The following is a 12861-nucleotide window of genomic DNA, read 5'->3' on the forward strand; positions in this document are numbered from 1 at the left end:
AAAACGATTTAGCTATCAACAGTATACCCAACTATCCGAATAATTGTAAAGCAAAACACGGCAACTATTGTAAACTTGAGGACTCGGCTGCCGGCACCAATCTATGTTACAATAAGGCATGGGAACAAATGTCCGCAAGGGAGGTTTGGAAATGAATCAGCATGAGGGGAAACAGGCAGCCAGCCAGGCTGAAGCAGCGGAATTAATTCGTCATAAGCTAGCGCTGCTTCCGGACCAGCCTGGCTGCTATTTAATGAAAAACAGCGAAGGCACAATCATATACGTCGGCAAAGCCAAAATATTAAAAAATCGCGTCCGCTCGTATTTCAACGGCTCTCATAATGGCAAGACGCAGCGCCTCGTTGCGGAAATCCGCGATTTTGATTTTATATTGACGAAGAGCAACATGGAGGCGCTCATTCTGGAGTGCAATCTCATTAAGCAGTATCACCCGCGCTATAACGTCTTGCTGAAGGACGACAAGTCCTTTCCTTATATAAAAATTACGCATGAGCAGCATCCGAAACTCGAGGTAACCCGCAGGATGGCCAAGGATAAGGGGAAATATTTCGGCCCTTATCCGAATGCTTATGCCGCCCAGCAGACGAAGAAGCTGCTGGACCGGCTGTATCCGCTGCGCAAATGCAAGACGCTGCCTGACAAGGTATGCCTGTACTATCACATGGGGCAATGCATTGCGCCTTGTGAATATGAGATTGAACCCGGCACCTATGAGGCGATGGTTCAGGAAATTACCCGTTTCCTCAATGGCGGCCATGATGTGGTGCGGGCGGATTTGCAGCGCAAAATGGAGGCTTCCGCCGAGCAGCTGGAGTTCGAGCGGGCGAAGGAGTACCGCGATCAGATCATTGCGATTGATGCGGTGATGGAGAAGCAGAAAATTACGATGTCTGACGCCTTGGACCGCGATATTTTCGGCTATGCGGTCGAGAAGGGCTGGATGTGCGTCCAAATTCTTTATATGCGCCAAGGCAAGCTTATTGAGCGCCATGGTACGACCTTCCCTTATTATGGCGAAGAGTACGATGATTTTATGACCTTTGTAACCCAATACTACAGTGAAAATCCTGCGCTGCCGAAGCAGATTTTGCTGCCGTTGCCGCCAGAGCAGGCGGAGAGCGCACAGACAGCGGGCAAGCCGGCCGCAGGGAAGCAGGAGACGACTGCTGCCCATCTTGACCAGGAAGCAGCGTCAAGCGCAAATGAAGCAGCAAGGGATATGGTTGATGCAGCAAGCTTAGTTGTAGTAGTTGACGAAGAGGCGCAAGAAGAAGCCCAGCCGCCCAAAGAGAAGGAGCTGTCCGTTGCGGAGGAGGCCGCTGCTGCGCTGCACCACTGGCTTAAGGTCAAGGTGCTGCTGCCGCAGCGCGGACGCAAGAGCGAGGTCGTCTCGATGGCGACGGAGAATGCCAAGGTAACGCTTGCCGACAAGTTCCGGCTCATCGAGCGGGATGAGGAGCGCAGCGTCAAGGCGGCGGCAGGGCTGGCCCAATGGCTTGGTTTGCCGCAGGCAACCCGAATTGAGGCGTTTGACAACTCCAACATACAAGGTACGAATCCCGTATCGGCTATGGTCGTATTTACGGACGGCAAGCCGGATCGCAAGGAATACCGCAAATACAAGGTCAAGACGGTCGTCGGGCCAGATGATTATGAGACGATGCGCGAGGTCATTCGCAGGCGCTATGAGCGCGTGCTCAAGGATCAGCTGGCTGCTCCAGATCTGATCGTCGTCGATGGCGGCAAGGGGCAAATTTCCGCAGCGATTGATGTGCTGCAAAATGAGCTGAACCTGTTTATCCCGGTATGCGGTCTCGTCAAGGATGCCAAACACCGGACCGCACAGCTCATGACCGGCGATCCCGCTGAAATTATTCCGCTGCCGCGCGACAGCCAGGAGTTTTATTTGCTGCAGCGCATACAAGACGAGGTTCACCGCTTCGCGATTACGTTCCACCGCGAGCAGCGCGGCAAGTCGATGGTCGTCTCGCAGCTCGATGCTATTCCGGGTATTGGCGAGAAGCGGCGCAAGCTGCTGCTTAAGCATTTTGGCTCCATTAAAAAAATAAAAGAGGCCACGGTGGAAGATTTCCGGCCTCTTTCAATAGGAGATAAGCTTGCCGCACAAATTATTGCGGCACTTGGGGAGGAGGCGTCGCCGTAAGCTGCGGCGGCCTTCCTCCTTTTTTGACGTATAGGAAAGGATATGAATGTTCTCATCCTTTCTCTATACGTTTCGCCAAAACGATGGCGTCTAATAGGAAGGACGCCGCCAGGCGTTTTTCTTACGATGCCATACCCGAATGATATAGGCAATTGGAACAGGCAGAACAGCGTAGAAGATCGCTGCTCCGATATTTAAAGCACCGCCTACAGAAATGAGTGAGAAGCCCATTAACAGCGAATCAAATATCGCATGAACGAATATGGCGGTAATGAGGCTGTAACGCAGGAAAATGTAGCTGAAGATCATCCCAATAATAATTAGCTCAATCAGCCTGGTGTAGTACGGGAAGATCGGATAGGAGACATGACCAAGCGCCCACAAGATGGTCGGAATCAAGGCGGCGACATAAATATTTTTGAACCATCTGCGGAACAAGGCAATGCCGAAAAATCGGTAAATGGCTTCCTCGGAAATCGCAGCGCACCAAGCCAGCATCGGCATGAGCCACAGCCATTTGATATTGTAGGGAGACTGAGTCGCATCGCTTGTGCTCCAACTGCCGATCGCCGTTTCGAGCACTAGAAAAATGACCGACTGCACGCCTAGCAAAATAAGGGCAATCAAATAACCGAGTCCCATGCTGCGCCAAACATGCTCGCCGTAATTTTTTTCGCGAAAGCCTGGCCATATCGGACGTTTCCACGAGCGCCACATGCCGTCACCGGCCACGAAGGAGAAATAGACGGCTGCGCCAACCGGGATGAGCAGAAGCGCAGTAAACCATGCCATAAAGGACACCTGGGCATCGCCCATTACCTGTTCGCCTTGCTGGGCAATAACGCCGTCCATAATGCCAAGATTGTTAATAATATAAAAAACGGTGAAAATAAGGCTGATGGCGATCCCGCGTTTGAATGTCGTATGACGGCGGTATAATATCGCATAGATAATAGCTAGCACCAGCGTGATGAAAGTCATGTAAATGAGGCTGATCAACGATAAAGCGTCGGCCGTGCTTTTTTGCTGCTCAATATTGGCTACATAGTCTGCGGGTGGAATAAAGGCTGGCTTATAAGTAGAAATGACGGTTTTGTCGCCATTTTGACTAAAGCCCACACGAAGCTCAAGCTGGGAACTGCCTGCTGCATACCCTGTTGGATGAATGACGACCTGTCCTAGCGAGTTAACGGCAGCGTCGTTCAAATCTTTGGCTTGAAAGCCTTGCGTAGTCGCAAAGCTGGCCGCTGCATCGAGAAGCTGCTTCTGTTCATTAATGGTGTTCACGCCCGAGCCTGCTCCAAGGAGATTCCAAGCGACAACGCTGCCGCTTTGCATATGGAGGTAGACGAACGCGGTGCTGCCATTGTCAAGCGTTACTTGCGTTTGATAGGTGTCGAGCGGAAACTGCTGCATATATTTGGACGCATAATCCTCGTACAGCTTTTCCTTTATCAAATAGCCGGTTTCATCGCTGTCAGTTTGATAAACCGTATGAGCGTCCGTAACGTTAACGCCGAACTGCTTGGCGGCAAATTCCGTTGCTTTTTGCAGGGCTGCTTCATTTCCTATAACGTTGCCCTGGGATTCCGATGCGCCTGAATCAGGACCGCCAAGCATAGGGATGATTTGCAAAAATATAAAAATGACAGCGCTAATAACGGCGGCCCATACAAATTTCTTCCACTCGCGTGGAGCAATAAATTCAATCATAACTCACCTCAATTTCAGTTTAATCGAAAATTTAAGCATAGTACTCATACGATACCATATTAAACCATATGATCGCCAATCTAACAGCTTGGTCACCCTTTAGGCGGCTTGTCAGCGTTGTCCGCATTCATAAAACAGAGAAATAACGATATCCGGCAAGCTAATGGGCGGCTATCCTCCTCGCACGGCTGTTTTTGAATGAAATCAGCTGTTTTTATTGCAAAAGGCTGTTTTATACGCAGTGTGCTTTAAGCTTATAATCGTTAAGTCATGTGTAATGGAAATTGGAAATACAGCTGCTGCAAGTGAAAAGAATAATAGGCAATATGAAGGTGGATGCAATGAATATTTCGTTTTTTTCGTTACTAAAATGGTCCCCGCCACGCATATTGGTCGTTGGCTTTGCGATTATTATTATGCTGGGAGCTCTGCTGCTATCCCTGCCTTTTGCATCGGCCGACGGAAGCGGGCTGCGTTTTCTGGATGCTTTGTTTACGGCTACCTCGGCAACGAGCGTGACGGGGCTTGTAGTCGTGGATTCTGGCACTTATTTTTCGGTGGCTGGTCAGGTTATTATTATGCTGCTTATTCAAATTGGCGGGCTCGGCTTTATGACGATGGGCACGCTGTTCGCGCTTGTGCTGAAAAAGCGCATTTCGCTGCGGGAACGGCTTATTTTGCAAGAAGCCATGAATCAAGGCAGCATGGAAGGCATTATTCGGCTCATACGCAAGGTCATTGTTTACTCCTTATCATTTGAGCTCGTTGGCACATTGCTGTTCACGATGCGCTTTGCCTATGATATGCCGTTTGGTAAGGCGCTGTATTTCGGCGTGTTTCATGCTGTGTCGCTGTTTAATAATGCAGGGTTTGATATTTTTGGCGACTACCGCAGCTTGACGATGTATGTGGATGATCCGATTGTGAACCTGACTGCCATGCTGCTTATTATATCCGGAGGCCTCGGTTTTATCGTAATCTCGGATTTGCTGGAATTCCGCCGCCGCAAAGGGCTGTCCCTGCACAGCAAGGTGGTGCTGGTGATGACTGGCTCGCTCATTGCAGTCGGGGCGGTCGTAATATTTATTTTTGAGTTTTCGAATGCGCGAACGCTTGGCTCGCTCGACTGGGGCGGGAAAATTCTTGCATCCTTCTTCCAGTCCGTCTCTCCGAGGACGGCGGGGGCTAATACGCTGAACTATGCCGATTTGCGGCAGGCGACTTTATTTTTCACCATTATATTAATGTTTATCGGCGCATCTCCCGGCTCAACGGGGGGCGGGATCAAAACGACGACGTTTATGACGCTCATAGGGGCGGTTGTCGCAATGTTTCGGGGGAAAGAGGACATTGTACTGTTCCGCTATCGCCTCGGCAAGGAGCGGGTGCTCAAGGCGCTTACGATTACGATGCTGTCGCTGGCGCTGGTCGTCGTCGTAACGATGCTATTATCCGCGACCGAGGATCAGCGGTTTATTAAAATTTTATTTGAAGCAACATCCGCCTTCGGGACGGTAGGCCTGTCGATGGGCATAACGCCAGAGCTGAGCGATTTCGGGAAAATTATTATTTCGATTACGATGTTCGCTGGTCGTCTAGGCCCGCTGACGCTTGCTTATGCGCTCAATCCGAAAACCAGCAAAGAGCTTTACCGGTATCCCGAGGGCAAAATTACAATTGGATAGGGGAAACACAGATTTATTATGAAAAAGAACCAGTTCGTCATCGTAGGGCTTGGGCGTTTCGGCTCAAGTCTGGGCAGAGAGTTAATTCAGCTAGGCTATGAGGTGCTAGGCATTGATAAGGATGAGGAAGCCGTTCAGGAGCTAAGCGATGAGCTCACCTATACCGTATCAGCCGATTGCACAGACGAGGAGACGCTGCGCTCGATTGGCGTACGGAATTTTGATGTTGGTGTTGTCGCGATTGGCAATGATATTCAAGCGAGCATTTTGACGACGATTTTGCTTAAGGATTTGGGTGTTAAGACCGTAGTGGCGAAAGCGGTGGACGAGCTGCACGGGCGGGTATTGGAAAAAATCGGCGTGGACCGCATTATTTATCCAGAGCGGGATATGGGCATTCGAGTCGCACATCAGCTGGTATCGCCGAATCTGCTCGATTATATCGAGCTGTCCAAGGATTATACGATTGCCGAGATTGTCGTCACGGGCAAAATGCATGGCAAGACGCTCAGCGATCTCGACCTGCGCGCCCGCTTCGGGTGCAGCATTGTAGCGATTAATAAGCCAAATGGCATTATTATTGCCCCGACAGCAGCCGATGTGCTGCACGAGCGTGATGTCATGGTCATTATCGGGACGAATGAGCAGATTGAGCAGTTTGAAGAGGCAGCAACAAGGTGACAATAAAAACAGCAGCGCATGCGGCTATTCACACCTGCGCTGCTGTCTTCTTGTTGTTTCGCTGCTCAGGCCTTCGAGCGGGAGGCAAGCTCCTCAATCCACAGACGGACGGCTGGATGCAGTTGGGCCGGATCGGCATGAATGAGCGAAGTCGTGCGCTTCGTCTCCGCAAGCTCTCTGATCGGAATGACGGTGAGATCATTGTCGGCCAGCAGCTGTTCACGCACATAAGATTGGGGAAGCAGCGTCGCAGCCCGGCAAGTGTGCTGAAGCCGGACGATCGCCTCGAAAGAGTCAATCTCCATGCGTACATCTGGCTGGAGATTGTATTTGGCAAACAACTCATCGGTTAGCATGCGATACCAGGTACCTTTGGAGAAGAGGAGAATCGGCAAGCCGTTTAGGTCCTGAATGCCGAGCATGCCCTTGTCCGTTACCACCATGCTTTTCGGCAGGACGAGCAGCAGATGATCCTCGAACAGCGGGACACAGTGCAGCTGGGCGTCTTCAATCCGCGAGGCGACAATGCCGATATCGGCTTTGCCTTCTCTTACATAAGTAACGATTTCATGGGTTTTGCCCGTGACCGCCTTAATATCGAATTCAGGATGGCTGCTATTGAGCGCCTTGATAAAATCGGGCAGCGTCGTTTGCAGCGTCGTCAGGCTCGCTCCAATCGTAATGGAGGTCCGCCCTGCCGACTCATAATCGGCAACCTTCTGCAGGTAGCGCCGGTGCAGCTGGCGCAGCTCCAGTGCGTATTCATAGGTCATCTGGCCGATCGGTGTCAGCTCCAGCCTCTTGCCGATGCGCCGGAACAGCTGCGAGCCGATATCCTGCTCAAGCTTGGCTACTTTACGGGAGAGGGCAGGCTGGGACAGATTCAGCAGCGCTGCAGCCTTGTTCATGCTGGACTGCTCGACGATGGCGGCAAACATATGCATTTCTTCAATCAAAATAGCCAGCTCCAGTCTGCTTATGTTAAATTGTTATAACAAATTATAAAAAATAAGCAATTCCATTATAAGCCGAAAAGGAGTACGATGGGAAGTGTGACTAAACTGTGTCAACTTTTGTTGACGGAGAAAGAACCGAAGAGTAAAATGTAGAATGATTTGTAGACAAGCATTTGAGGAAAGCGTAACCACAGTCTGGAAAGGAGACACAAAGGCATGAAAGGAAATTCGTATTTTTCCCGTAAGCTTCACTCGCTGCTTGGTATCATTCCGCTCGGAATGTTTATCGTTGTGCATGCGCTTACGAACTATCAATCGTTCGAGAGGGGGGCAGAGGGGTTCAGCAGCGGCGTTAGTCTCATTAACAGCTTGCCATTGCTGCCGATTTTTGAAATTTTCGGTATTTACCTCCCGCTGCTTTTCCATGGCGTGTACGGCTTATATGTAGCCTATCAGTCAGACAGCAACCTGGGTCGTTTCAAGTATGGCCGCAACTGGGCGTTTACAGCACAGCGTTTAACGGGTGTTATCACGTTTATCTTCGTGTTCTGGCACGTATACCAAACCCGTTTTCAAGTGTACTTGGGCTATATCACACATGAAGAGCTAGGCTCCACGATGCACAATATTGCGACTAATCCGCTTTATTTTGTATTTTATGTGGTCGGAGTATTGGCAGCTACGTTCCACTTTGCCAATGGCCTATGGGCATTTTTGATCAGCTGGGGCATTACAGTAGGGCCTCGTGCACAGCGGATTTCATCCATTGTATGCATGGGTGTTTTTGTAGTCGTAGCGGCATTGTTTATTCTTTCGCTGGTTGCCTTCCGCGGCGACGAATTCAAGGAAGCAGCCGATCTCGCATTGGCTTGGAATACTATCGGATAGTTTGAAGACAAGGAGTGAAGCGTGATGGCTAACAATAAAATAATCGTCGTAGGCGGCGGCCTTGCCGGTCTTATGGCTACGATAAAAGCAGCAGAAGCTGGCATGCACGTTGATCTGTTCTCGATCGTGCCGGTGAAGCGTTCCCATTCCGTCTGCGCGCAGGGCGGCATTAACGGGGCGGTTAATACAAAAGGTGAAGGCGACTCGCCTTGGGAGCATTTTGACGATACGGTATACGGGGGAGACTTCCTCGCTAACCAGCCTCCTGTTAAAGCAATGTGTGAAGCAGCACCAGGCATTATCCACTTAATGGACCGTATGGGCGTTATGTTCAGCCGTACGCCGGAAGGCTTGCTCGATTTCCGCCGTTTCGGAGGCACACAGTATCACCGTACAGCATTTGCAGGTGCCACAACTGGACAGCAATTGCTATACGCTTTGGATGAGCAAGTTCGCCGCTGGGAAGCAGCCGGCCTCGTAACGAAATACGAGCACTGGGAATTCCTTGGCGCCGTTCTGGATGACGAAGGCATCTGCCGCGGGGTATCTGCACAGGATTTGCGTTCGATGGAAGTGAAGACGTTCGTGGGCGATGCGGTTATATTGGCATCGGGCGGCCCTGGCATTATTTTCGGCAAAACGACGAACTCGGTTATTAATACAGGTACAGCAGCAAGTGCGGTGTATCAGCAAGGCGTTAATTATGCGAACGGCGAATTTATTCAAATTCATCCAACCGCGATTCCTGGCGATGACAAGCTGCGCTTGATGTCCGAATCAGCTCGTGGTGAAGGCGGCCGCGTATGGACTTACAAAGACGGCAAGCCTTGGTACTTCCTTGAGGAAAAATATCCAGCATACGGCAACCTTGTGCCGCGTGATATTGCGACTCGTGAAATTTTCAGCGTCTGTGTCGATCAGAAGCTCGGCATCAATGGCGAAAACATGGTTTACCTTGATCTTTCCCATAAAGATCCGAAGGAGCTTGATGTGAAGCTCGGCGGCATCATCGAAATTTATGAGAAGTTCATGGGCGATGATCCACGGAAGCTGCCAATGAAAATTTTCCCTGCGGTTCACTATTCGATGGGCGGCATGTGGGTAGATTACAACCAAATGACGAACATCCCTGGATTGTTTGCAGCAGGCGAATGCGAGTATCAATACCATGGCGCTAACCGTCTCGGTGCGAACTCGCTCTTGTCGGCGATTTACGGCGGTATGGTCGCAGGACCGAAAGCGGTAGAGTACATTAAAGGCATGAAGAAAGCTTCCGCTGACGTGGCTTCCTCCGTATTCGACCGTGAGCAAAAACGCCAAACGGATAAATACGAAAGCATTCTCGCTATGAACGGTACAGAAAATGCTTACGTTCTGCACAAGGAGCTTGGCGAATGGATGACCAACAATATGACGGTTGTTCGTTTCAATGACAAGCTTGAAGCAACGATTAACAAAATCAAAGAGCTCAAGCAGCGCTACAACAATATCAACATCAATGACTCGATGAAATGGAACAACTCAAGCGTTGCTTTCACTCGTCAGCTATGGAACATGCTTGAGCTTTCCGAGGCTATGACCTTGGGTGCCCTGCTCCGTGACGAAAGCCGCGGCGCGCATTACAAGCCGGATTTCACAGAGCGCAACGACGAGAAGTTCATGAAATCAACGATTGCGACTTGGACGAAGGAAGGTCCGCAAATTTCGTACGAGGACATCGATGTTTCCCTGATTACACCGCGTAAACGTGACTACACAGCGAACAAGAAGAAAGGAGAATAAAGATGGCTGATACGACTACTGCTACAAAAACCGTTAAGTTCATCATTACCCGTCAGGATGGACCGGAGTCTGCGCCTTACAAAGAGGAATTTGAAATTCCGTATCGCCCGAATATGAACGTCATCAGCGGACTTATGGAAATTCAGCGTAATCCGACGATGGCGGATGGCGGCAATACAGCTCCAGTATGCTGGGAATCCAACTGTCTGGAAGAAGTTTGCGGCGCCTGCTCCATGGTCATTAACGGCAAGCCGCGCCAAGCCTGCAGCGCACTGATCGATCAATTGGAGCAACCGGTACGTCTGGAGCCGATGCGCACTTTCCCGGTCGTTCGTGACCTTGTCATCAATCGCGAGCGCATGTTTAACGCCCTCAAACGCGTTAAGGCATGGATTCCGATCGATGGCACTTATGATCTCGGTCCTGGCCCGCGCCTGGCTGAATCGAAGCGTCAATGGGCTTACGAGCTGTCCAAGTGCATGACGTGCGGCGTATGTCTGGAATCTTGCCCGAACGTCAACGATCGCAACAGCTTTGTTGGCCCAGCGGCTATTTCTCAGGTTCGCTTGTTCAACGTTCACCCTACGGGAGAAATGAACAAGGAAGAGCGTCTGGAAGCCTTGATGGAGGATGGCGGCATCGAGGGCTGCGGCAACTCGCAAAACTGTGTTCGCTCTTGTCCGAAAGGCATTCCGCTTACGACGTCAATTGCGGCAATCAACAAAGATACAACGAAGCATCTGTTCAAAAAATGGCTTGGATTTTAAATATACGGTCTTCCACCTTAGCGGTGGAAGGCTTTTTTTAAAAATATAAGCATTTATAAGTTTTACTTTTATAATCAGCTTATATTTCACCGCGAAACGGCAGCTTTGCCGCAAGAGGACGACGACAGCCGTTTACGATTGTAATAATGATAATCAGTATCAATAATAAAAGAGATTATGGCACTTGTCAATGATCAGCCGCGAATACGACATAAAGGCAGCAAAAAAGAACCGCTCTCACGGTTCTTTTTTGCTGCCTTTATGCATTTCCTACTAGTAGCTCTTAAAGCTGGCTTGTTACAGCCACTCTTCGCCCCACTTTTGAATCGATTCAATGACAGGCTCTAAATGATGGCCTTTGTCACTTAATTCGTATTCAATGCGAACAGGCATTTCTGGATATACCGTTCGTTTAATAATGGAAAGTTGTTCAAGTTCCTTCATCCGGTCGGTAAGCATCTTGTCGCTCATATCCGGAATTTGCTCCTTGATCTCCTTGAACCTCTTTGGTCCAGCTAGTAGCACCCGAATGATGAGACCGGTCCATTTCTTGCCTAAAATTTCGGCCGCTGCTTCATACTTTGGGCACATTGTTGAATAATCCAACCTGATCACCCCGTTTCTTCTTAACCCATTATAACATATCTACTTTGGAAAAGTAAGTGCATATAAACACCATATCGCCATTTAACTTTATTTTAAATATTTACTTTACAAAAGTTAGTTTATATATTAAGATGGGTTCATGAAACAGCGAGCAAGTGTTGCAGCTGTGAAACCAAACAAAAGACGAAGGGTGAGGTTAAAATGTTGGACACAGGATTATTGATTATTCGGGTAGTATTAGGCTTGTTGATGGTTGGTCATGGAGCGCAGAAGCTGTTTGGCTGGTTCGGTGGCTATGGTTTGAAAGGCACTGGGGGATGGCTGGATTCGATAGGCGTTAAGCCTGGCGTACTGATGGCATTGGCAGCAGGATTAAGCGAAGCGGTGGGCGGCTTGTTGTTTGCAGCAGGCTTGTGGACATGGGTTGGCGCGGTGCTGCTGATCATCCCAATGATTATGGCGATTGTGAAGGTGCATGGCGCTAATGGGGTGTGGTCAACGCAGAACGGCTACGAATATAACATGGTGCTTATCGCCGTATTTGTCGGCGTTGCTTTGACCGGTGCGGGAGAGCTGTCCATCGACGCCTTGCTTAAATAAGGGAAGAAGCAGTTCTGTATTGCAAGGTGAAACGGCTGTCGCCGTCTTTTGGCGGCGTAGCGCATTTCAGTCCGAGAAATATAGAGAAAGTATGGCGAAATCATAAACTTTCCTATATTTAAAAAAAGCCTGCTGCCAGCCGCTATAAGCGGATGACAACAAGCCCGATCATCATGCATGCAAATGCCGCCCACTGGGCGGCATTTAGTTTTTCCTTGTAAATCAGGATGGCGCCTGCCGCGACGACGAGGCTGTTCGTGGCGAAGATCGGCGCGGCTAGATTAGCGGGCCCCGTTGCCAGCGCAGTTGCATAAAGCTGGAGGCCGGAGTAGGAGAAGAGGCCAGCGAGCAGTCCGTAAAGCAAGCCCGTCCGATAGGCGGGCTTGCGGTTGCTGCTGTTTTTTTCTTTGCTTAACAAGGCGAACCATAGAAAGGACAGCAAATAGCCCACGAATAAAATCGGCGCGCTGGATAATCCCCATTCCTCCGTCACCTTGAGCCCGCCATTGCGGAAGGTGAAGAAGACGACCGCAGCGCCAACATAGAAAAACCACTGTTTTTGGGCAGGAGCGGTTTGTACCTGTTTTTTATAAGAAATGAGTACGACGGAAAGCAGCAGCAGCAAAATGCCGCAAGCTTGCGTAAAATGCAAAGGTTCCTTATATACAAGCGTGCCTAATACAACGACGAGCACGATGTTCATATTCGTCAGTGGAGAGGTCAGGCTGGCCGGTCCGTAATTCAGCGCCTTCATAAAGACCGCATTGCCGATGGCCGAGCCTGCTCCAATGATCGCTCCAGCGATCCAGATCCGGTAATCGGCTAACGAAGCGAGCGATCCCTCAAAGACGGCATGCACGCCAAACCCGACTGTACCAGAGGCGTAAAGCCCGAGCAGCAGCGCCGAGGTCGTACCGCCGCTCATCTGGCTTCTTTTCATCCACCAGCCGGCTAATCCGAATAAAATGGCGCTAGAGATGGCAACCGTTAGCCACATG

The 12861-nt window shown here is 50.0% G+C and carries 11 protein-coding genes; 7 read left to right on the plus strand and 4 right to left on the minus strand.

The annotated features are described in order from the left end of the window. The first annotated feature begins 151 nt into the window (after positions 1-151). Positions 152-2185, plus strand: a complete 2034-nt coding sequence (uvrC, locus tag AC50X8_RS12420) for an excinuclease ABC subunit UvrC (RefSeq protein WP_494879969.1) — start codon at positions 152-154, stop codon at positions 2183-2185. Between the two features lie 90 nt (positions 2186-2275). On the opposite strand, the gene AC50X8_RS12425 is transcribed toward uvrC, so the two are convergent. Then, entirely contained in the window at positions 2276-3898 is a 1623-nt protein-coding gene (locus AC50X8_RS12425; protein WP_494879970.1) for a CPBP family intramembrane glutamic endopeptidase, read from the minus strand. Between the two features lie 341 nt (positions 3899-4239). Here AC50X8_RS12425 and AC50X8_RS12430 point away from each other — a divergent pair, with 341 nt between their 5' ends. Both AC50X8_RS12430 and AC50X8_RS12435 read left to right on the plus strand, forming a co-directional pair. After that, positions 4240-5583 (plus strand): TrkH family potassium uptake protein, encoded by a 1344-nt coding sequence (locus AC50X8_RS12430; protein ID WP_056039493.1) that lies wholly within the window; start codon positions 4240-4242, stop codon positions 5581-5583. An 18-nt stretch (positions 5584-5601) separates the two neighbouring features. Next, on the plus strand, positions 5602-6264 hold the full coding sequence (locus AC50X8_RS12435) for a potassium channel family protein (protein ID WP_056039495.1): 663 nt from the start codon (positions 5602-5604) through the stop codon (positions 6262-6264). A gap of 65 nt (positions 6265-6329) precedes the next feature. Here the strand turns inward: AC50X8_RS12435 and AC50X8_RS12440 are convergent, their stop codons facing one another. Then, positions 6330-7220 carry a LysR family transcriptional regulator gene (locus tag AC50X8_RS12440; RefSeq protein WP_494879971.1) on the minus strand — a complete coding sequence of 297 codons (891 nt, stop codon included), beginning with the start codon at positions 7218-7220 and terminating at the stop codon, positions 6330-6332. Between the two features lie 216 nt (positions 7221-7436). Between AC50X8_RS12440 and AC50X8_RS12445 the strand changes: the two genes are divergently transcribed. The 3 genes from AC50X8_RS12445 to sdhB are packed head-to-tail and all read left to right on the plus strand — an operon-like array spanning position 7437 to position 10657. Continuing rightward, complete coding sequence (locus AC50X8_RS12445; protein WP_056039501.1) at positions 7437-8108, plus strand: succinate dehydrogenase cytochrome b558 subunit; 672 nt, start codon at positions 7437-7439, stop codon at positions 8106-8108. A 24-nt stretch (positions 8109-8132) separates the two neighbouring features. After that, on the plus strand, positions 8133-9890 hold the full coding sequence (sdhA, locus tag AC50X8_RS12450) for a succinate dehydrogenase flavoprotein subunit (RefSeq protein WP_056039503.1): 1758 nt from the start codon (positions 8133-8135) through the stop codon (positions 9888-9890). 2 nt (positions 9891-9892) lie between these two features. Then, positions 9893-10657, plus strand: coding sequence for a succinate dehydrogenase iron-sulfur subunit (gene sdhB, locus AC50X8_RS12455; RefSeq protein ID WP_056039506.1), 765 nt, complete (start codon positions 9893-9895; stop codon positions 10655-10657). Positions 10658-10954: 297 nt separating this feature from the next. Here sdhB and AC50X8_RS12460 read toward each other — a convergent pair whose 3' ends face one another. Further along, a complete protein-coding gene (locus tag AC50X8_RS12460; protein WP_056040108.1) occupies positions 10955-11263 on the minus strand; it encodes a winged helix-turn-helix transcriptional regulator in 309 nt (102 codons plus the stop codon). A gap of 201 nt (positions 11264-11464) precedes the next feature. Here AC50X8_RS12460 and AC50X8_RS12465 point away from each other — a divergent pair, with 201 nt between their 5' ends. Next, the gene (locus AC50X8_RS12465; RefSeq protein ID WP_494879972.1) at positions 11465-11863 is read left to right on the plus strand and encodes a DoxX family protein; all 399 of its coding nucleotides are present in this window, start codon (positions 11465-11467) and stop codon (positions 11861-11863) included. A 142-nt stretch (positions 11864-12005) separates the two neighbouring features. On the opposite strand, the gene AC50X8_RS12470 is transcribed toward AC50X8_RS12465, so the two are convergent. Next, positions 12006-12860 carry an EamA family transporter gene (locus tag AC50X8_RS12470; protein WP_494879973.1) on the minus strand — a complete coding sequence of 285 codons (855 nt, stop codon included), beginning with the start codon at positions 12858-12860 and terminating at the stop codon, positions 12006-12008. Between the last annotated feature and the right edge of the window lies 1 nt (position 12861).

The organism is Paenibacillus sp. JT22N15 (assembly GCF_059383755.1).

Coding starts and splice junctions, on each gene's coding strand:
- sdhA (WP_056039503.1), top strand. CDS start 8,133: ATGGCTAACAATAAAATAATCGTCGTAGGCGGCGGCCTTGCCGGTCTT.
- uvrC (WP_494879969.1), top strand. CDS start 152: ATGAATCAGCATGAGGGGAAACAGGCAGCCAGCCAGGCTGAAGCAGCG.
- AC50X8_RS12465 (WP_494879972.1), top strand. CDS start 11,465: ATGTTGGACACAGGATTATTGATTATTCGGGTAGTATTAGGCTTGTTG.
- AC50X8_RS12430 (WP_056039493.1), top strand. CDS start 4,240: ATGAATATTTCGTTTTTTTCGTTACTAAAATGGTCCCCGCCACGCATA.
- AC50X8_RS12445 (WP_056039501.1), top strand. CDS start 7,437: ATGAAAGGAAATTCGTATTTTTCCCGTAAGCTTCACTCGCTGCTTGGT.
- sdhB (WP_056039506.1), top strand. CDS start 9,893: ATGGCTGATACGACTACTGCTACAAAAACCGTTAAGTTCATCATTACC.
- AC50X8_RS12470 (WP_494879973.1), bottom strand. CDS start 12,860: ATGTGGCTAACGGTTGCCATCTCTAGCGCCATTTTATTCGGATTAGCC.
- AC50X8_RS12435 (WP_056039495.1), top strand. CDS start 5,602: ATGAAAAAGAACCAGTTCGTCATCGTAGGGCTTGGGCGTTTCGGCTCA.
- AC50X8_RS12425 (WP_494879970.1), bottom strand. CDS start 3,898: ATGATTGAATTTATTGCTCCACGCGAGTGGAAGAAATTTGTATGGGCC.